Consider the following 20,471-nt stretch of genomic DNA (forward strand, 5'->3'; position numbering starts at 1 on the left):
GAAGTCGTGGCTGAATGCGGTGCGGCTCAACGTTTCCATGGTCAGCTTCGTCATGTCACGCGTGACGTCGACGGTGGTGGTGCCTGCGGGGTCGGTCGGTAGTGCGTCCCAGTAGTCGAACAGTTCGCCGGCCGTCTGCAGCATGATCGGGTGATAGGACCGCATGGCCGACTTGGTGAATGCGGGCATCAGAAGGTCATGTGCGAGTTGCCAATTGGACTCGTCGTTACGCGCCGTGAACAGGCCGTCGCCCGCGTAGTCGCGTAGCGCCTCGATCGCGGGCGGAAGTGCCTTGCAGTACCGCGATTCGTCGCAGAGTTCCGCGGTGAGTTCGGCCGAGGCGATGAAGACGAACTTCTGGCGGAAGACCTGCATCTCGTAGATCGGGCCGAGGTTGGCGCCGAGCGTCAACATCCTCAGCAACGGATGGCGGGGATCGGCGACGCCGAGGTCGCCGATCAGTGGCTTTCGACGCCCGGGACTCGGAAATCGTTGACCTGACCAGTCGTTGTCGATGTGCAGCCGCGCCATGCTCCGACCCTGCCGCCTTCCGGTTGGCCTGTCAACGAGTGGTCACTCCGCGGAGTTAGCGAGTGGTCACTCGCCGGTGAAGACGGGCTTTTCCTTGTTGGCGAATGCCCGTGGGCCGACTTTGGCGTCTTTGCTCATGAAGACGCGCACCCCGAGGTCGGCGTCGATCTTGAACGCGTCCTCCTCGTGCATTCCCTCGGTGTCGCGGATGGTCTTGAGGATCGCCTGGACGGCGAGCGGGCCGTTGGCGGCGATGACGTCGGCGATGTCGAGGGCCTTATCGAGTGCCGAACCGTCGGGCACGACGTGGCCGATCAAGCCGTACTCCTTGGCTTCGGTTGCGGTGATGTGGCGTCCGGTGAGCAGGATGTCGGCGGCGATCGTGTACGGGATCTGACGAACGAGCCGGACGGCGCTGCCTCCGAGGGGGAACAGGCCCCATTTGGCTTCGGACACACCGAACTTCGCGCTCTCGCCCGCGACACGGATGTCGGTGCCCTGCAGTATCTCGGTGCCCCCTGCGATCGCCGGTCCCTCCACGGCTGCGATGAGCGGTTTGGTGAGTCGACGACCCTTGAGGAGTGCGGGCATCCGGGTGAGGTCCCACCCGCCGTCGGCGAACTTGTCGCCTGCGGGCTTGGCGTTCATCGACTTGAGGTCGGCGCCCGCGCAGAAGTATCCGCCCGCGCCGGTCAGGATGGCGACACGAATGTCGGGATCGGCGTCGACCTGATCCCAGGCCTCCTCCATGATCGCCATCATCTCCGTCGACAACGCGTTGCGCGCTTCGGGGCGATTCATGGTGACGATGAGAACGTGTCCGCGCTTCTCGACGAGGCACTCCGGCATCGGTGCTCCTTGGTGGCTGGTGATCGGTAGCCGAACAGGCCTTGCCGAAAACAGTAACACGTTCTAATTTTGTCGTCATGGCCTTCCATATCGCCGACCTGATCGAGCACGCCGTCGACCTGATGCCCGACCGGACCGCACTGGAAACAGACGGTCGGTCGATGACATATGCCGAGCTGGAGCGAGAGGCAAACGCGCTCGCGCACGAACTGATCACACTCGGCGTCCGGCCGACAGAATCGGTGGGCCTGTACAGCAGGAATACACTGGAATGTGTCGTCGCGATGCTGGCGATCTTCAAGGTCCGTGCGGTGATGGTGAACGTCAACTACCGGTACGTCGCGGCCGAACTCGAGCACATCGTCACCGACTCCGACATGAAGGTGTTGATCTACGAGCGCCAGTACGGTGACCGCGTGCGGAACGTGTTACCGAATGCACCGGAACTGGCGCACGTGATCGTCATCGAAGACGGCAGCGTCGAACCTGCCCCCGATGGCGCGATTCCCTACACGGATGCCATCGCGAGGGGGAGCGTCGACCGTGACTTCGAGCCGCGGAGCGACGACGACCTGTACATGCTCTACACCGGCGGCACGACGGGATTCCCGAAGGGCGTCGTCTGGCGCCAGGAGGACATCTGGCGGGTTCTGGGCGGGGGCATCAGCTTCTACACCGGGGAGCGCGTGTCCGACGAGTGGCAGCAGGCTCGTGACGGTGCGGCAGGTGGCCAACTGGTGCGCTTTCCGATCCCGCCATTCATCCACGGCGGGTCGCAGTGGGCTGTGTTCCAGGAACTCTTCGTCGGCGGCAAGGCCGTGATCTACCCGGAGTTCGGCGCGCACCGCACCTGGCAGATCATCGAGCGGCACAAGGTCAACGTCGTGATGATCACCGGAGATGCGATGGCGCGTCCGATGGTCGACGCATTGCAGGCCGGACATCCCGACGGGCGTACGTATGACACCAGTTCCGTTGTCTCACTGGCATCGTCGGCTGCGCTCTTCTCTGCGAGTGTCAAGGACGAGTACCTCGATCTGCTGCCGAACCTTCTCGTGATCGACGCGATCGGGTCGTCGGAAACGGGTTTCAGCGGAATGTCGGCGGCGCAGAAGGGTCAGTCGCACACGGGTGCTCCTCGGGTGACCGCGGACAAGGCTGCCGTGGTGCTGCGTGAGGACGGAACGCCCGTCGAGCCCGGCTCGGGCGAGGTGGGAATCCTGGCGCGTTCCGGCAATATTCCGTTGCGCTACTACAACGATCTGGCAAAGACCGAACGAACCTTCAAGGAGTTCAACGGGATTCGCTACTCGATCCCCGGTGATCTGGCGACCGTCGAATCCGACGGGTCGATCACGATGATGGGGCGTGGATCGCAGTCGATCAACACCGGTGGCGAGAAGGTGTTTCCCGAAGAGGTCGAAGCGGCACTCAAGGCGCATCCGGATGTGTTCGACACGGTCGTCGTCGGCGTTCCCGACGAACGGTACGGCGAGCGTGTCGCGGCAGTCATCGCTACGCGTGACGACGCCAGACCCACCCTGGATGACCTGAACAGGGTTGTGCGCGAACAGGTTGCGGGATACAAGTGTCCGCGCAGCGTGTGGTACGTCGACGAGATCAAACGGTCTCCGGCGGGTAAACCGAACTATCGATGGGGTAGGGAAATCACCGAGTCGCGACCGGCCGACGCGTCGGCACAGGCCGTCAGTGGAAGGGCGTAAAGAAATGGGCGAGAGAGTGATTCGCACGGAGCTGACCGAGAGGTTCGGTATCGACTATCCGATCTTCGGCTTCACGCCGAGTCAGGAGGTCGCGGCCGCGATCAGCCGGGCAGGCGGAATGGGTGTCCTCGGGTGCGTACGGTTCAACGACGCGTCGGAGCTCGATGACGTGCTCGAGTGGATGCACGAGAACACCGACGGTAAGCCGTTCGGCGTCGACGTCGTGATGCCTGCCAAGATCCCCACGGAGGGAAGTAAAGTCGACCTGGAGTCGATGATTCCGCCCGAGCACCGGGCATTCGTCGAACGTACCCTCGACGATCTCGGGGTGCCGCCGCTGCCCGACGGCAACCGGGTGGATGCCGGAGTGCTCGGCTGGCTGCACTCAGTGGCGCGCTCGCACGTCGACGTTGCGATGGCGCACGCCCGCAAGTACGGACAGATCAAGCTGATCGCGAACGCGCTGGGCTCACCGCCGCCGGACGTGATCGGCGTCGCGCACGAGAATGGTGTGCAGGTCGCAGCGCTTGCGGGCGCGAAAGATCATGCGCTGCATCATGTCGAAGCGGGCGTCGACATCGTGATCGCACAGGGTTACGAGGGTGGCGGGCACACCGGTGAGGTGACGTCGATGGTGCTCTGGCCTGAACTCGTCGACGCCGTCGGCGATCGCGCACCCGTGCTGGCAGCGGGCGGAGTCGGCAGCGGTCGGCAGATGGCGGCGGCGATAGCTCTTGGCGCACAGGGTGTGTGGATGGGCACGTACTGGCTGACCGCGGCCGAGTACCGACTCGGCGCCACCGGCGACGGGCCGTCGACGGTGCAAAAGGCGCTGCTCGCGGCGTCGTCGAGGGACACGGTGCGTCGTCGGATCTACTCGGGCAAGCCCGCCCGACTGTTGAAGACGAAGTGGACCGACGCCTGGGATGCTCCCGGCGCTCCGGAGCCGCTACCGATGCCGCTGCAGAATCTGCTCGTGGGGGAGGCGCACGCGCGGATCTCGCAGGCCGACGACGCAGGCGTCGTCGCCATGCCCGCGGGCCAGATCGTCGGCCGGCTGAACTCGATCACCCCCGTCGCCGCACTGATCGCCGACCTGGTCAGCGAGTACCAGGAGTCCGCCGCACGGCTCGGGAAGACGCTGGAGTAGGGGGCTGGCGCGGCGTGTTGCTGGCGGTCGGGGGTGCGGGGGCCGTCGGGGTGCGGGCAGGAAGTAGGGGAAGGGTTCTTTCCGTGGGGTTTTGAGGTTTCCCCGTGTTGTTTGGCGGGGAAGGGTGTGGGAGTGGGGGAAGGATTGTTTCCCCTAGTTTCTGCGCGGGCGGGACGTCGAATCGCGGTTTTGTTGGCTGGGTCGGGATTGGGCGGGCGCGGGGCTGGTGGCCGGGCAGGAAGTAGGGGAAGACTTCTTTCCTCGGGTTTTTGAGGTTTCCCCGCGATGTTTGGCGGGGAAGGGTGTGGGAGTGGGGGAAGGATTGTTTCCCCTAGTTTGTGCCGCGGACGGACACTCGACGTCGCTGGTCACTCGACGACGCCGCTGCGCTGCAACGCATCGTAGATTCGTCCGACGAGGCGTCGAGGGGCGGCGAGGTCGTTCCAGTTCCAGCGCACGACGGCGATGTCGCGGGCTCGGATGGCGTCCTCGCGCAGCTTCTCGTCGTAGATCACGTCTTCGGGAAGGGCACCGCCGCTGGCCGCGGACTGGCGGTGGTACTTGGTCCGACCGTCGAACTCGCCGACGACGCGCAGTCGGCCCGTCGCATCACGCCAGCCGAAGTCGCAGCGGTACGTGGTGCCGTCGGGGAGTGTGATGACGACCTGCAGTTCGGGGTTCGGGAGGAGTTCGGCGTCGCAGAGAACGCAGCGGCTGATCGTTTCGCCGATCGATTCCGACTGGTCGGTGGCGAGGATCAGTGCAGTTCGGAGAACGTTGATTCCGTGGCAGGGGCCGAGCGCGTCGACGATGGGCTGAAGGTCGACGGGTTGCTCGCGTATGCGCCCTTGGTAGAGCCCGCTGTCGAGGGCGCACACAGCTTGCCGGAAGGTACCGAGACGTGCGACGTCGCAGACGGTTCGCCCGATCGACGTGACCTGGAATCCGTCGACGGTCACCAGATGGTGGTCGGGGATCGGTGCCTGGTGGATGACGAGTCCCGGCGACGTGCGCCCGGAGCGCTCTGAAACGAAATGCACGACTGAGTGGTCGGGGTCGAGGAGCGGCACGTCGAGCATGGCCGCCGCGGACTGATGGCTGAGGAATCGGCGGGAGGTGCCGCTGCGTGCCGCGGCCACGACCGTGTCGCGGTATCTGGTCTCGGTGCGTTCGTGGTCTTCGAGGTCGGCGTACGCGGAAGACGACACGTACGAGCCGTGGCGCAATCGGTCGATCTGTCGCTCTTTGAGCGCACGTCGGATGTCGCGGTCGGTGCCGCCCTCGCCGATTACGCTGCGTCGGTAGATTATTCGGCTGGCGGAGGTGGACCCTTCGGGGTCGGATACGGGGAATGTGGTCACGGACTGATCGTGGCTGAAAGTCGCGGAAGGGAGTCGTCGACGACGGCGGTCTGTGGATAAGTAGGTCAGTTTCGCGGCGTTGTGGACAAGTCGTCGTGCCGATGATGGTTGGGGTGCAGGGCGCGGGAGCCCGGCGTATAGGGCCGGGGGCACGGGGCGCGATCTTTCCTCGGGTTTCTGGGGTTTCCGCGCGAAGTTTGGCGGGGAGAGGTCGGAGACTGGGGGAAACAATCCTTCCCCTAGTTTCTGCGCGGCGGGCAGGGACGACGGTCGGGCGGTGCAGGCCGGGCGAAGCGGCGGTGGCGGGGTTGGCGGTCAGGCGTACGTGCGGCCGTGGCGCGTCCAGGTCGCGGGTGAATCAGCTTCGCGCAGAGTGCGTTTGAGTGTCTTGAAGGTCGCGGTCTCGGGTAGTTCGTCGACGATGCGCACGCGGTGGGGCCATTGCTTGGGGCTGAGGTCGCTCTGGGCGGCGAGGAAGTCGGCGAACTCTGATGGCGCGAGTGTTGGGGCGACCAGAACTGCCTCGATCTCGTCGCCGATCTCGACGGGCACCCCGTACACGGCGGCCTGTTGGATATGGCTGTTGCGCAGTAGGATTCGCTCGATCGGTCCGGCGCCGAGGTTCTCGCCGTCGACGCGCATCCACTCGCCGAGGCGTCCGGCGAAGTGAATGTAGCCGGAGTCGTCGACCCAGCCGAGGTCGCCGGTGTGATAAACCCCGCCGCGCATGCGTTCTGCAGTCGCGGCGTCGTCGCAGTAATAGCCGCTGAAAAGTCCTGGGCCGGAGGTATTCACGATCTCGCCGATCTCGCCCGGAGGTGTGGGATCGCCGGTTTCCGGGTCGACGATGGCTGTCGGTGAGCGCAATGGTCCGAGGGCGTCGTCGGGAGTGTCGGGAGTGCGGGTGATGGCGACACCTCCCTCGGTGGAACCGAAGCCGTCGATGACGCTGCAGCCGAATCGGGCGGCGAAGCGTCGTCGATCGCGTTCCGACGCCTCGTTGCCGTACACGATCCGCAGCGGGTTCTCGGCGTCGTCGGGGTTCTCGCGCGTCGCCAGGATGTAGTTGAGTGGCTTGCCGACGTAGTTGGCGTAGGTGATGCCGTAGCGGCGAACGTCGGGTAGGAAGGCGCTCGCAGGGAACCTGCGCCGCAACGTGATCGACGCTGCACCTGCCACCGCGACCGACCAGCCGGCGATGGTGGCGTTGGAGTGGAACATCGGCATCGAGAGGTAGATGTTGTCGGTGGGGCCGATGTCGAAGCGTTCGGCGAGCATCGTGCCGCTTGCGGCGAACGTGCGATGGGTGCAGCGGACCGCCTTCGGTTCGCCGGTGGTGCCGGACGTGAAGATCAGCATCAGCAGATCGTCGTCGGCGGAAGCGGGGAACTTGACGGGTGTATCGACTTGGGGTGCAAGTAGTTTCGGCCACTCGTTGGAGTCGACGTCGATAGTTCGCGCGCCGACGTCGACGTCGGCGAGGAGGTGCCGGGTGTCGGAGCAGGTGAGGACCAGATCGCAGTCGGCGGTGGCGATATCGGCGGCGAGGGCGGCGCCACGTCGGGTGGTGTTGAGGCCGACGACGACGAACTCGCCGAGCGCCGCCGCAGCGATCAGATAGCTGAACTCGGCGACGTTGCTCATCAGCACGCCGACGTGGGGCGGTCGGCCGTCGGTCAACAGGTCGGTGACAGCGGCTGCGCGTTGCGCGGAGCGTCGCAGATGCTCACTCCACGTAACGAATTCGTCGTCGACGTAAAGTCCGCGGTCGGTGACGTCGGCCAGCTTCGACAGGAGATCGGTGACGGTCACGACGGTATATTCGTCATGCAGGGTCAGCCGCGAGCGCGTCGCCGAGCCGTCGGAGCGAAGTGTTGGCAGATCCGAGGGTGAATTCATTCTGCTTGGCGCGCAGGAAGTATCGGTGCGTGGGATGGCTCGTATCCAATCCGACGCCGCCGTGGACGTGGACGGCCGTGTGCGCCACTCGATGCCCCGACTCCGCTGCCCAGAACTTCGCGGTGGCGATGGCAGCGGAAACGTCTGCGCTGCCGGTGGTTTCGGGGTGTTCGGGGTCGCCGGACGAACCCTCGTCGGACTGCGCGAGGAGCCACGAGGCCTGGGTGGTGGTCAGCGACAGCGCCGAGACGTCGATGTAACCGTCCGCGAGGCGCTGCGCGACGGCCTGGAACGAGCCGATCGGCCGCCCGAACTGTTCACGTTCGCGGGCGTAGCGTGCGGTGGCGTCCAGCGCGGCGGCGAGCACCCCGGACTGCTCAGCACAGACCGCGAGGGTGAGGCGATCGACGAGGTCGGATACGACGTCGACGCCGTGCAGGACATGGGCATCGTCGAGTGCGACGTCGGAGAATTCGACGTGATAGGTCGGAGTGAGGCCGGTGGAGCGGGTTTCGGTGATCGTGATGCCGGTGGTGGAGGCATCGACGACCGCGACCGCGACCGAATCGGAATCATGTGCGGTGACCAACAGCAGCCCTGCCGCAGCGGCATAGCCGACGTTGATCTTGCTGCCGCGCAGCACGTATCCGTCGTCGGTTTTGGTCAGAGTGGTTGTGGGCGAGAGCGCGTCGTCGCCGAGGTCTTCTTCGACGGCGGCGGTTGCGATGAGTGTGCCGTCGGCGAGGCGGGGCAGTAGCTCGGCTGCGAGCGTCGTGGCGGCGTATCGGGCGAGGATCGGGCCGGCCGCGATCGCGTGCTGTCCGAAGGGGACGCGGGCGAGGTGCGTGCCGAGTTGCTCTGCGACGGCGGTGTTCTCGACGGTCGAGAGCTCGCCTGCGGCGTCGCCCGCGAGGGTTTCGGGGAGTTCGAGAGCGAGCAGGCCCGCGGCTGCGAGTTCACGCCAGAGCTGGTCGTCGAGTGGCGCCGACGAGGCTTCGAGCGCAGCGACTCGCTCGGAGGTGCTGATCTTGGTCGCGATGTCGGCGGCGAGATCGCGCACCGCCGTTGCGGTCTCGGGGAGAGTGAAGTCCATGGCGGGTGCTCCTCGGTGGGTGGGTGATCTCGACAAGCTCGATCAGCGGTTGTTGGCTCGGTCGGCGGGTGGGGGTCGGTTGGCGGGCTGGTGATCTCGACAAGCTCGATCAGCGGTAGTGGGCTCGATCAGCGGGTGGGGGTTTGGTCGGTGGGTGGGTGATCTCGACAAGCTCGATCAGCAAAAGGTGGCTCGATCAGCGGTGGTGGGGTTCGATCAGCGGGGTGATCTCGACAAGCTCGATCAGCGAAAAGTAGCTCGATCAGCGCCTCAGCGGCGGGCGGGCGGGAGGCCGAGGGCCAGCATGCCGATGATGTCGCGCTGGATCTCGTTGGTGCCGCCGCCGAAGGTGAGGATCAGCGAGGTCCGCTGGTAGCGCTCGAGTCGGCCGTGGAGCTGGGCGCCGGGCGAATCCTGCCGGAGCGTCGCGGCGGGTCCGACGACCTCCATCAGCAAACGGTAAGCCTCGGTGGAGAATTCGGTGCCGAAAACCTTGGTGGCCGAGGCGTCGGCAGGACTCGGCGATCCGCCGGATGCCGCGGCGGAGGCGATTTTCCAGTTGATCAACTTCAGGTACTCGACCTTCGCGTGTACCCGCGCGAGGTTTGTGCGCACCCACGGTGCGTCGATGACGCGCTGGCCGTCGCCGGTCTTGTGTTGCTGTGCCCAAGCGACGGTTTCGCGAAGCGCGGTCTGCACGGGGGCGGCGCTGCAGAGCGCGACCCGCTCGTGGTTGAGCTGATTGGTCACCAGCGGCCAGCCGCCGCCCTCTTCGCCGACTCGCGCGCTCACCGGTACCCGGACGTCGGAGTAGTAGGTGGCCGATGTGTCAACGCCCGACATCGTGTGGACCGGGGTGTAGTCGAATCCGGCGCTGTCGGTCGGGACGATGAGCATCGAGATGCCCTTGTGTTTCTTTCCGCCGGGCTCGAGGGTCGACGGGTCGGTGCGGCACGCGAGCCAGATGTAGTCGGCGTATGCGACCAGCGACGTCCACATCTTCTGTCCGTTGATCACGTACTCGTCGCCGTCGCGCACGGCGGTCGTGCGTAGAGCCGCGAGGTCGGTGCCTGCCTCCGGCTCGGAGTATCCGATCGAGAAGTGCAGTTCACCCGCCGCGATCTTGGGCAGGAAGAAGGCCTTCTGCTCGTCGGTGCCGTAGTTCATGATCGTCGGCGCAACCGAGTTGATGGTCAGGAACGGGACGGGCGCGCCCGCGATCGCGGCCTCGTCGGTGAAGATCAACTGGTCCATCATCGAACGGTTCTGGCCGCCGAACTCGGTCGGCCAGCCGAGCGCGAGCCAGCCGTCGGAGCCCATCTGTGCCACGACGTCGCGGTACGCGTCGCCCTCGCCGAGTTCGCCGTCACCGCCCGTGAGTGCGGCGCGTCGTTCGTCTGTCATCAGCCCTGCGAAATACGACCGCAGCTCGCGACGGAGATCGGCCTGTTGCTCTGTGTACGCGATGCGCATGTTCGACCCCTGTGCTTTCGGTGGGTACTCGCCAACTTCTGAAACACGTTCTAACCTGTATCCACCCAGCCGTCAACCAGCGGACCTGACAACGAAGAGGGGTACTGATGCGAATCAAGGCGGATTTCGACCTATGTGAGGCCAACGGTGTGTGCGTCGGATTCGCACCCGAGTTCTTCGACCTCGATGACGACGACTACCTGGTGATTCTGTCCGACGAGGTGCCCGACGAGAAGGTCGACGAGGTGCGTCGGGCAGTGGCCGGATGTCCTAAGTCGGCACTGCGGCTCGAGTGAATTCGACGAGTGGTTTCGGGGGTTCTGTTCCGGCGCGCAGGGCGCGCATGTTAGAACAGGTTCTAGTAATTGAAAGGGGTTCGTGATGGTGCAGTCACTTGACGATCGGGTCGCCGTGGTCACCGGCGCCGGTGCTGGTCTCGGCAGGGCCGAGGCGATCGGTCTCGCCAAGGCGGGTGCGACCGTGATCGTCAACGACCTCGCGAACGCGCTCGACGCCAGCGACACGATCGAGACCATCACCGGCGCGGGCGGCCGAGCGGTGCCCGTCGCAGGCGACATCTCCGACTCCGGCGTCGCGGCAGAGATCATGCGCGTTGCCACCGAAGACCTCGGCCGACTCGACGTCGTGGTCAGCAACGCGGGCGTCGTCCGCGACAAGATGCTGTTCAACATGACCGACGACGAGTGGGATCTGGTGATCCGGGTCCACCTCCGGGGACACTTCCTGCTCAACCGCAACGCAGGCGCCTACTGGCGCAACGAGTCGAAGAAGGCGGGCGGACCCGTCTACGGGCGCCTGATCAACACCTCGTCGGAAGCCGGTCTGCTCGGCCCCGAGGGGCAGGCGAACTACGCCGCGGCCAAGGCCGGGATCACCGCGCTCACCCTCTCCTCGTCGCGCGCGCTCAAGCGCTACGGCGTGCGTGCAAACGCGATCTGTCCACGCGCGCGGACAGCGATGACCGCCGCGGTATTCGGTGATGGACCCGCCGATGGCGTCGACCCGCTGTCGCCCGAGCACGTTGTACGACTCGTGAATTTTCTGGCGTCGCCCGACTCCGACGACGTGACCGGACAGGTCTTCGTCGTCTATGGTCCGCGCGTTACCCTGATGGCCGCGCCGACCGTCGACGAGGTCTTCGAGGCCGAGAGTGGCACCTGGGATTCCGACGATCTCGCGAAGACGCTCACGTCGTATTTTGCCGAGCGCGATCCGTCGAAAACCTTCACGGCGCGTGGGCTGGTCAACTGACCCACTTCTGTGTGTTTTGCGTGCTAGGTTGCTTGGAAACCGGGGAAGAGGAGCAGACGTTTGTCGCGCAGGCTTGACGCGCCGCTGGAACAGGTCGGCGACTTCGTTGCCCTAGGTGTCGATTCATTCCGCGAGCTGTTTCATCGTCCTTTTCAGTGGCGGGAGACGGTCGAGCAATCGTGGGCGATCGCGCGTGTTTCGATGATGCCGACGCTGCTCGTGGCGATCCCCTTCACCGTGCTCGTCAGCTTCACGCTCAACATCCTGCTGCGCGAGATCGGTGCGCAAGACCTGTCGGGAGCAGGCGCAGCGCTCGGCACGATCACTCAGATCGGTCCCATTGTCACGGTGCTCATCGTCGCCGGAGCGGGCGCCACGGCAATCTGCGCCGACCTCGGCGCACGGACGATCCGCGAGGAAATCGACGCGATGGAGGTGCTCGGGATCAACCCGGTGCACCGACTGGTGGTTCCTCGCGTGATCGCCTCGACCGGCGTGGCGCTGTTGCTCAACAGCCTTGTGTGCACGATCGGTATCGGCGGCGGATTCTTGTTCTCGGTCTATCTGCAGGACGTCAATCCGGGTGCGTTCCTCGCCAGCCTCACGCTGCTCACCGGCTTCGGTGAGCTGATGATCTCGATGGTCAAAGCGGCGCTGTTCGGGCTGTTCGCGGGATTGGTCGGCTGCTATCAGGGACTCAACGTCAAGGGTGGGGCCAAGGGCGTCGGCGACGCGGTGAACGAGACCGTCGTCTACTCCTTCATGGCGCTGTTCGTCGTCAACGTCGTGGTGACCGCGGTCGGCGTGAAGGCGACGGCGGGCTGAGAAATGGTCCTTCCCTTCACGACGCGGCTCCAGACCGCCAGAGTCGCGATCAAACGCGCGGGCGACGACTGGAACCAGATCGGCGATCAGGCGCTCTTCTATTGGGACAGCCTGATTGCGATCCCGCGAGCGGTACGCCAGTACAAGAAGGAGACGCTTCGGCTGATCGCGGAGATCTCCATGGGCTCTGGTGCGCTGGCGATGATCGGCGGCACCGTCGTCGTGGTCGGATTCCTGACGTTGTTCACGGGCGGCACCATCGCGGTTCAGGGCTATAGTTCGCTGGCCAACATTGGTGTCGAGGCGCTGACGGGATTCTTCTCGGCGTTCATCAACGTCCGCATCGCGGTTCCGGTGATCGCGGGTATCGCGCTTGCCGCGACGATCGGCGCGGGAGCGACAGCACAGTTGGGTGCCATGCGCGTCAGTGAGGAGATCGACGCACTGGAGACCATGGCGATCTCGTCGATTCCCTACCTGGTCAGCACGCGCATCGTGGCGGGCATGATCGCGATCATCCCGCTCTACTCGCTGGCCTCCCTCGCAGCGTTCGTCGCCAGCCGATTCGCAACGGTCGTGCTCTACGGGCAGTCGTCGGGTGTGTATGACCACTACTTCAATACGTTCCTGATCCCGTCGGACATCCTCTGGTCGTTCGTGCAAGCCATCTGTATGGCCATCGCGGTGATGCTGATCCACACCTACTACGGCTACAACGCCGACGGCGGTCCGGTCGGCGTGGGCGTCGCGGTCGGCAACGCGGTGCGCGCGTCGCTGGTGGTTGTCGTCGTCATCACTCTGCTCACCTCGCTCGCCATCTACGGCGCCGACGGCAAGTTCAACCTGGCGGGCTGATCAGATGGCGCGCAGACAAGAGCGGAGCCCACTGGTCCGCAAGACGGCAGCGGTGATCATGGTGGGTGGTCTCGTCGCGGTTGTCGTCGGTGCCGGCGCACAGTTCCTCGGCTGGTTCGCCGACACTCAGTCGGTCACGCTCAACACGCCGCGAGCCGGTCTGGTGATGAGTCCCGACGCCAAGGTGAAACTGCGCGGTGTGCAGGTCGGCAGGGTCGCGACGATCAGGCAGGCCGACGGTCACGCGGTGCTCGACCTCGACATCGACAGCGACAAAATGTCGCAGATCCCCGCGAACGTGACCGCAGACATCAAATCCAACACGGTTTTCGGGGCCAAAGCCGTCAACCTGGTGATCCCAGAGACCGGACCGCAGGGCCACCTCTACGCCGGGCAGGTCATCGCGGCCGACCGGGTCGTCGTCGAACTCAATACCGTTTTCCAACAGTTGGTCAACGTGCTCGCCGACCTCCAGCCCGACAAGCTCAACGCCGTGATGGGCGCCGTCGACACTGCACTGTCGGGGCAGGGCAAGCAGATCGGTGCCTCGCTCGACCAACTGTCGGGGTTGCTCGCGAAGACCAACCCTCATCTGCCGGAGCTCAACGAGGCGATCGAACAGGCCGCGGGAGCGACCAATGTGTACGCCGACGCCATGCCGGATCTGATGCGGACCATCGACAACGCGACGTTCCTCGGCAACACGTTGCTCGACAACTCGGCCAACCTCGACGCGCTTCTGATCAACGCGACTGGGATGGCCAATACGATCAACGGCGTGCTCTCGCCGCCCAAGCAGACACTGATCAACACACTGTCGAACCTGAACCCCGTCGCGCGGCTTCTCGGCTACCAGTCGCCGGGACTGACGTGCTTCTTGACGGCCAGCGCGCAGGCCGCTGATCTCGCCAAGCCGATGCTCGGCGGCAAGAACAACAACCTGCTGCTGTACGCCGGATTACAGCCGGGCACCGACCCCTACACGTATCCGCAGAGCCTCCCGATTGTCGGCGCCGACGGCCCGCCGACCTGCGATGGAGCCCTGAGTGATCCCACAACCGACGTCAACTCGGGTTTCTACGTAACCGACAACGCTCCCGTGCCCTACCAGCCACGCACCACTCCGAAGGCCTCACGCGAGAAGCTCTTCCAGGTGCTCTTCGGGGAGCCCGCCCGTGGTTGACAATCGCACCCGCGCGTTCCGCGCCACCGTCATCAAGCTGGGCGCATTCGCGACCGTCATGATCTTGGTCTTCGTCGGCCTCGTCGCCGTGTTCAGCAACTATCGGCCGGGATCGTCGTCGGACTATTCCGCGATCTTCACGAGTGCGTCGGAGATGAAGTCGGGGTCGAAGGTGAAGATCGCCGGCGTGCAGGTCGGCACCGTGCACAAGGTCGGGTTGACGCGAAGCAACGACGCCGAGGTGTCGTTCAGCGTCGACGAGAAGTACCGGCTACCGCGATCCGTGCGCGCGTTGATCCGCTACGAAAACCTGACGGGCGACCGATATGTCGACATCGAGCAAGGCGAGGGCGATCCCGACGACACACTGCCCTCGGGGGCGACGATCCCGATCGGGCAGACCGAGCCCGCGATGGACCTCGACAAGTTGCTCGGCGGGTTCAAACCGCTGTTCCGCACGCTCAACCCCGACGAGGTGAACCAACTGTCTGCGTCGCTGATCGAGGTCTTTCAGGGCCGAGCACAGCGGGAGGCGTTGACCAATCTGCTCGCGCAGACGTCGTCGTTCACCGGCGCGCTCGCCGATCGGGACCAATTGATCGGCGACGTCATCGACAACCTCAACCAGACGCTCGGCATTCTCGACGGCGACAAGAAGGGTCTCGACACCAGCCTGGACCAGATGCAGCAGTTGATCACCGGCCTGTCGGCACAGCGCGGAACCATCGGAAACGCGCTGACGCAGACGGCCGCGGTGACCAACGGACTGTCGGGGTTGCTCGGTGCGACGCGTCCCGATCTCAAGCAGATCGTCGCCGAGACGGGCACGGTCTCGGGCAACCTGTTGAAGTCGGAGCCATACCTGCGGCAACTCGCGGGACGACTCCCCAATGACTTCAAGAAGCTCTCCAATCTCGGCAGCTACGGTGCATGGCTGCAGATCTACTTCTGTCGAATCCGGTTGCTGCTCAGCGGACCCGACGGCAAGCAGTACTTCTTCACCTCCAACGACGTGATGGGCGATACCACGAAGGCCGGAGGGAGGTGCGCGGCGACATGAGCGAGAAGCGGGCGCTCCTCAACGGGCGCAGCAGAGTTCAGATTGGACTCATCGGCGTAGTCGTCACCGCGATGGTCGTGATCGTCGCGATGCAGATGGACGAGCTGCCGTATCTGTCACCGATCAGCAGATACACCGCATATTTCGACGACGCGGGCGGGCTGGTGACCGGCGACATCGTGACGGTCTCCGGCGTGAAGGTCGGTACGGTCGAGAACATCGTGCTCGCACCGACCGACCAGGGCACGAAGGCCTCGGTCACCTTTCGCATGAACGATACCGTGGTGATGGGTACGGATACGCAGGCCGCGATCAAGACCGAAACAGTGCTCGGCAGAAGGAATCTGACGATTCTGCCGCACGGCGGTGGACGGATCCGGCCGGGCGAGTCGATCGCCAACCGGAACACCATCGCACCGTATTCACTCTCCGACGCTCTCGACGAGTCGACCAATTCGCTCGCACAGACCGACACCGATCAGCTCAACAAGGCCTTCGACACCCTGTCGGTGACGTTCTCGTCCACCCCGGACGAAGTACAGGGCGCGGTCGACGGCGTGTCACGGCTGTCCAAGGCGATTGCCGACCGCGACAACAACCTTCGTGCACTGCTGGCCAAAGCCAACGGTGTCACCGACGTGATCGGTGACCGGAGCAAGCAGATCAATCAGCTTCTCGTGGATGCCAATTCGCTCGTCGGCGAACTGCAGTTCCGACGCACCGCCATCGCGCAGCTCATCAGTGGGACCCGCGACGTCGCCGAGCAGATCTCCGGATTCATCAAGGAGAACAACGAACAACTGCGGCCGGCCCTGACGAAACTCGACGGTGTGCTCGACATCCTCAACGACAACGAGGAGAACCTCAAACAGACCCTCGACCGGCTGGGGCCGTACGCCAATGCGCTCGGCGAGGCCGTCGCATCGGGCCCGCGGTTCGAATCCCTGGTCGGCGTCAGTACTTTCGGCGATTACACCGCGACGTTCATGAAGATCCTTCAGCAGAAGTATCCCGAGGCGTGGAAGGCGTTCGGCTACAGCGGTTTCCCGCTGCTGCCGCAGGCTTGGAGCCAAGCGCCGCCCTCCCCGCAGAAGAACACGGCACCGGCGCCGCCGCCGACCTACCCGACCCCGACGGCAGGTGGCTGACATGGCATTCCGTCGTTCCCTCCCGGGGAGTCGAAAGGCATGGGGCGCAGCGGGTCTGGTGGCGCTGCTGGTTCTCGCGGCCATCATCGGATACGCGGTCTACGACAGGGCGACCACCAAGACGATCACCGCCTATTTCCCGTCGGTGAACGGTCTCTACACCGGCGACACCGTGCGTGTGCTCGGTGTCCGCGTCGGAAAGGTCAGCTCCATCACGCCTCGTGCGGGCGATGTGAAGGTGACGCTCGACGTCGATCGGTCGACGGCGATTCCGGCCGACGCACGGGCCGTGGTGGTGGCTCAGAGTCTCGTTTCCGGCCGGTTCGTCCAACTGACTCCGGTCTACGCGGGCGGAGAGCAGCTCAACGACGGCAGCGCGATTCCCATGGAGCGCACCGCTGTTCCGATGGAGTGGGACGACGTCAAGAAGCAACTCTCGAGTCTGACCAAGGCGATCGGACCCGATGGCGCCGACAAGGGATCGGCCGCCAAGCTGATGGACGTCGCCGACAAGAACCTGCAGGGCAACGGTGAGGCGATCAATTCGTCGATCACCAACCTCTCCGACGTGATGTCGACGCTGTCGTCGGGCCGCGACGACCTGTTCTCGACGATCCGCAACCTGCAGAAGCTCACCGACGCGCTCTCGACGAGTCACGAGGAGCTGGTTCAGTTCAATGGCCGGATCGCCTCTGTGACAGATGTTCTCGCCGACAACACGACGCAGCTCGACGGCGCGATGCACAATCTGGATTCCGCGATGAGCGACATCACGGCGTTCATCGACCAGAACAAGGAGGCGTTGACCAGCTCGGTGGCGAAGCTGTCGACCACGACGCGCATCCTCGCGGACAAGGACAACCAGATCCGCGGGCTGCTGCACTCGGCGCCCAATCAGCTCGCCAACTTCTACAACATCTACAACCCGCTGACCGGTTCACTGTCCGGCGTTTTCGGGCTGGGCATGGGCAACAACCTCATCACGCTGCTCTGCGGAACGATGGAGGCCAACAACAGGCCGGGCCAGAGCCAGGCCGACGTCGAGAAGTGTGTCGATGTGCTTGCGCCCGTTCTCGGTTCGATCTCGGTGGCGTACCCGCCTTTCCTCTCCGATCCGGTCGTCGGCAAGAGCGCACTACCCAGCCAGGTCACCTACCAGAACGCCGACGTCAAGGCCCGCGCCCAGCAGGGCATTCGCGATCAGGACGCAGCGACGCGTCGCGGTAACGGCGGCGGGCTCGGCGACCTGCTGGTGCCGTGGGGAGGTGAGGGCTGATGCTGCGCCCCAACCGAACTCGCGGGTCGCGCCGCAGGAGCCTGCGCGGCGCGCTCATGATCGCGGTGGTCACGGCCATCGCGACGGCCTGTGGATTCGACGGCGCCGACAGCCTGCCCGTGCCGGGCGCGCAGGGCACCGGCAACGGATCGTACGAGATCTCAGCGGTGATCCCGACCGCGGCGGGTCTCACCAACAACTCACCGGTGATGCTGAACGACGTGACGGTCGGAAGCGTCGGCAATATCGATGTCGACGCGAATTGGCATGCGGCGGTGCCGATCAGGCTCAACCCGGGGGTGCAGGTTCCACGCGGTTCGTACGTGAAGGTCGGGATGACGAGCGTGCTCGGGTCGACGCATCTGGCGATCGTGCCACCCGACAAGGCGACAACCGGCTACCTGCACGCCGGCGATCAGATCCCGCTGCCCGCGTGCCCGGAGCAGAAGAACATCGAGCAGCCATCGGGCCAGCGGGTCGCAGACATCAACTCCGCCCAGCAGGTACCCCAGTGCGCATACCCGACCACCGAACAGGTGCTCAGTGCACTATCGGTGGTGCTCAACGGTGGTGGACTCTCGCAGCTCGGCGACATCACCCATGAGCTCAGTCAGGTGCTCGGCGGCAACGCGGCGTCGATCCGCGCGCTCGTGCCGCGCCTGAACACGCTCATCTCCGACCTCTCGAGCCAGTCGGGCGACATCATCGACGCGATGGACGGCCTCGACCGGTTGAGTACGACGATCAACCAGCAGAAGCCGACCGTCGAAAAGGCTCTCGCCGACGGGCCGGCCATCTTGGCGATGCTCAACGACGAACGCGACAAGTTCACCGGCGCATTGTCGGCGCTCAGTGGCCTCTCGAAGACCGTCAACGATGTGCTGCGCGCCAACACCGACGACATCAAGACCATCGTCGCGAACCTGAATCCGACGCTCGGCGCACTCGCTGCGGCGGGTCCGGCGCTGCCGGGGGCGACCAGAATCCTGTTCACCTTCCCCTTCTTGGAGGAGACGATTCCGCAGATCGTCAAGGGCGACTACGTGAACTCCGACCTCGTGCTCGACCTGACGGTCGACAGGCTCAAGCAGACAATTCTGATGACCTCGGGTCTCGTCGGACCGGAAGGGGTGACCGGCCAACCTGCCGGAGCGGCCAAGCGCGGGCTGGATCCGTTCACGTCGCCGCTGGTACCCGGCGGTGAGAAGCGGCCCGACAGTGCGGACCCTGTCCCCGCCGGCACGCAGGAGTCGACCGCAACGGGAACGTCCACCGCCCCCCGGACGTCCGCTCCCCGGACACCCGTTCCCGCGAACGGTGGTGGCCGATGAAGATCACCAGGTTCGTCCGGATGCAGCTCACGATCTTCGCGATCGTCACCGTCGTCGCACTTGTCGCGATGGCCGTGTACTACGTGCGCTTGCCCGCGATGGCTGGTGTCGGTCGCTACGACGTGACACTCGAACTGCCGAGCACGGGCGGCATCTACACCAACGCGAACGTCAGCTACCGCGGAGTGAACGTCGGCAAGGTCAAGGAGGTCCGCCTCACGTCGAACGGTGTCGCGGCGACGCTGTCGATCGACAGCTCGGCGAAGATCCCCGCAGACTCCACTGCGTCGATCCGCAGCGTGTCGGCGGTCGGCGAGCAGTTCGTCGAGTTCACACCCAAGTCCGGATCGGGTGGTGACTATCTCGGCGACGGTGCGGTCGTGCACAGCACCGACGTGCCGGTCGAGATCTCGTCGGTGCTCGAGCAGGCCAATGCCCTGCTCGCCAAGGTGGGCGACACCCGATTGCGCAACGTGATGGACGAGGCGTTCACCGCATTCAACGGAACCGGTGAGGATCTTCGGCGCCTGCTCGACTCGATGACGCTCCTCGTCGCCGACGCCGACAAGAACGTCGACGTGACGATCGATCTGATCAAGCAGACCGGCCCGCTGCTGGAGACGCAGAACAGGACAGCGGACTCGGTCCGTGCGTGGACGGCGAACGCCGTCAAGGTGACCGATCAGTTGCGTGCCAACAAGCCGGAGATCACCGACATCCTGACCAAGGGGCCGTCGACGGCGTCGAAGTCGCAGCAGTTGTTCGCAGACATGGATCAGACGCTGCCGATGCTGATCAACAACCTCGGCGTCGCGTCGAAGACACTGGCGCTCTACCTGCCGAATCTCCAGCAGGTGGTGGTGATCTATCCGCGGTTGATCAGCTCGCTGCTGACCGCGGTTCATCAGGGCTCGGCCGAGTACGGGCCGAGCGTCCTGTTCTCGCTGGGCTTCCAGGATCCCGCGCCGTGCACCGTCGGATTCATGCCGTCCAACGAGTGGCGCAGTCCCGCGGTGCAAACCGCCCGCGACCTGCCTCCCGGTCTGCTGTGCCGGTTACCGCAGGATGCGCAGATCGCGGTTCGCGGTGCCAGGAACTTCCCGTGCGCCGAGTTCCCCGGCCGACGCGCCCCGACGCCTGAGGAATGCCGGACGGGCTTCAAGGCGAGCACGGAGAAGAACGTCGCTCTGCCCAACGGGATCCCGGGCCTCGTGCCCGCCCCCGCCGGCTATACGACGCCTGGTACCCCCGGGTCGTATGAGGCTGGTCCGGCCGTTTACGGCACCACGTACGATCCGGATACGGGTGACTTCATCGGCCCGGACGGCAAGACGTACAACGCCGGAACCGGCAGGGACGCTCCTGCAAGCAGCGACAGTCAAGGACAAAGCAGCACGTGGCAGGGATTGATCACCAGCGGGATGGCAGGGTGAATCGGCAG

Annotated in this window: 18 protein-coding genes; 12 read left to right on the plus strand and 6 right to left on the minus strand. The window is 65.0% G+C overall.

Annotated features, from left to right (window positions below; all coding sequences use genetic code 11):
* On the minus strand, positions 1–531 hold a 531-nt coding region (locus tag GOSPT_RS07455), incomplete at its 3' end, for a cytochrome P450 (protein WP_005204739.1).
* A gap of 66 nt (positions 532–597) precedes the next feature.
* Positions 598–1,380, minus strand: coding sequence for a crotonase/enoyl-CoA hydratase family protein (locus GOSPT_RS07460; protein WP_005204741.1), 783 nt, complete (start codon positions 1,378–1,380; stop codon positions 598–600).
* Positions 1,381–1,457: 77 nt separating this feature from the next.
* Here GOSPT_RS07460 and GOSPT_RS07465 point away from each other — a divergent pair, with 77 nt between their 5' ends.
* The gene (locus tag GOSPT_RS07465; protein WP_005204742.1) at positions 1,458–3,104 is read left to right on the plus strand and encodes an acyl-CoA synthetase; all 1,647 of its coding nucleotides are present in this window, start codon (positions 1,458–1,460) and stop codon (positions 3,102–3,104) included.
* A gap of 19 nt (positions 3,105–3,123) precedes the next feature.
* The gene (locus GOSPT_RS07470; protein ID WP_039855144.1) at positions 3,124–4,254 is read left to right on the plus strand and encodes an NAD(P)H-dependent flavin oxidoreductase; all 1,131 of its coding nucleotides are present in this window, start codon (positions 3,124–3,126) and stop codon (positions 4,252–4,254) included.
* A 368-nt stretch (positions 4,255–4,622) separates the two neighbouring features.
* Here the strand turns inward: GOSPT_RS07470 and GOSPT_RS07475 are convergent, their stop codons facing one another.
* The 4 genes from GOSPT_RS07475 to GOSPT_RS07490 form a co-directional block, all read right to left on the minus strand.
* Positions 4,623–5,615 carry a hypothetical protein gene (locus GOSPT_RS07475; protein WP_005204746.1) on the minus strand — a complete coding sequence of 331 codons (993 nt, stop codon included), beginning with the start codon at positions 5,613–5,615 and terminating at the stop codon, positions 4,623–4,625.
* A gap of 315 nt (positions 5,616–5,930) precedes the next feature.
* Positions 5,931–7,427, minus strand: a complete 1,497-nt coding sequence (locus tag GOSPT_RS07480) for an AMP-binding protein (protein WP_005204748.1) — start codon at positions 7,425–7,427, stop codon at positions 5,931–5,933.
* 13 nt (positions 7,428–7,440) lie between these two features.
* Positions 7,441–8,607, minus strand: a complete 1,167-nt coding sequence (locus GOSPT_RS07485) for an acyl-CoA dehydrogenase family protein (protein WP_005204750.1) — start codon at positions 8,605–8,607, stop codon at positions 7,441–7,443.
* A gap of 270 nt (positions 8,608–8,877) precedes the next feature.
* The gene (locus GOSPT_RS07490) at positions 8,878–10,080 is read right to left on the minus strand and encodes an acyl-CoA dehydrogenase family protein (protein ID WP_005204753.1); all 1,203 of its coding nucleotides are present in this window, start codon (positions 10,078–10,080) and stop codon (positions 8,878–8,880) included.
* A gap of 107 nt (positions 10,081–10,187) precedes the next feature.
* On the opposite strand from GOSPT_RS07490, the gene GOSPT_RS07495 reads away from it, so the two are divergent.
* From GOSPT_RS07495 to GOSPT_RS07540, 10 genes are all read left to right on the plus strand, one after another.
* The gene (locus GOSPT_RS07495; RefSeq protein ID WP_005204755.1) at positions 10,188–10,376 is read left to right on the plus strand and encodes a ferredoxin; all 189 of its coding nucleotides are present in this window, start codon (positions 10,188–10,190) and stop codon (positions 10,374–10,376) included.
* Positions 10,377–10,461: 85 nt separating this feature from the next.
* A complete protein-coding gene (locus GOSPT_RS07500) occupies positions 10,462–11,352 on the plus strand; it encodes a 3-oxoacyl-ACP reductase (RefSeq protein WP_005204756.1) in 891 nt (296 codons plus the stop codon).
* A gap of 60 nt (positions 11,353–11,412) precedes the next feature.
* A complete protein-coding gene (locus GOSPT_RS07505) occupies positions 11,413–12,177 on the plus strand; it encodes an MlaE family ABC transporter permease (protein WP_005204758.1) in 765 nt (254 codons plus the stop codon).
* A gap of 3 nt (positions 12,178–12,180) precedes the next feature.
* Positions 12,181–13,032 carry an MlaE family ABC transporter permease gene (locus GOSPT_RS07510; protein WP_005204760.1) on the plus strand — a complete coding sequence of 284 codons (852 nt, stop codon included), beginning with the start codon at positions 12,181–12,183 and terminating at the stop codon, positions 13,030–13,032.
* Between the two features lie 4 nt (positions 13,033–13,036).
* Positions 13,037–14,215: an MCE family protein gene (locus GOSPT_RS07515; protein WP_005204762.1), complete on the plus strand. Its 1,179-nt coding sequence runs from the start codon at positions 13,037–13,039 to the stop codon at positions 14,213–14,215.
* The gene (locus GOSPT_RS07520; RefSeq protein ID WP_005204764.1) at positions 14,208–15,275 is read left to right on the plus strand and encodes an MCE family protein; all 1,068 of its coding nucleotides are present in this window, start codon (positions 14,208–14,210) and stop codon (positions 15,273–15,275) included. The genes GOSPT_RS07515 and GOSPT_RS07520 overlap by 8 nt, the downstream gene beginning before the upstream one ends.
* Entirely contained in the window at positions 15,272–16,423 is a 1,152-nt protein-coding gene (locus GOSPT_RS07525; protein ID WP_005204766.1) for an MCE family protein, read from the plus strand. Before GOSPT_RS07520 ends, GOSPT_RS07525 begins: the two co-directional genes overlap by 4 nt.
* Before the next feature lies 1 nt (position 16,424).
* Complete coding sequence (locus GOSPT_RS07530; RefSeq protein ID WP_005204767.1) at positions 16,425–17,699, plus strand: MCE family protein; 1,275 nt, start codon at positions 16,425–16,427, stop codon at positions 17,697–17,699.
* Complete coding sequence (locus GOSPT_RS07535) at positions 17,699–19,030, plus strand: MlaD family protein (RefSeq protein WP_005204769.1); 1,332 nt, start codon at positions 17,699–17,701, stop codon at positions 19,028–19,030. Before GOSPT_RS07530 ends, GOSPT_RS07535 begins: the two co-directional genes overlap by 1 nt.
* Positions 19,027–20,463, plus strand: coding sequence for an MCE family protein (locus GOSPT_RS07540; protein ID WP_005204770.1), 1,437 nt, complete (start codon positions 19,027–19,029; stop codon positions 20,461–20,463). Before GOSPT_RS07535 ends, GOSPT_RS07540 begins: the two co-directional genes overlap by 4 nt.
* Positions 20,464–20,471: the final 8 nt, after the last annotated feature.

This window comes from Gordonia sputi NBRC 100414, from assembly GCF_000248055.1.
Classification (GTDB): Bacteria; Actinomycetota; Actinomycetes; order Mycobacteriales; family Mycobacteriaceae; genus Gordonia; species Gordonia sputi.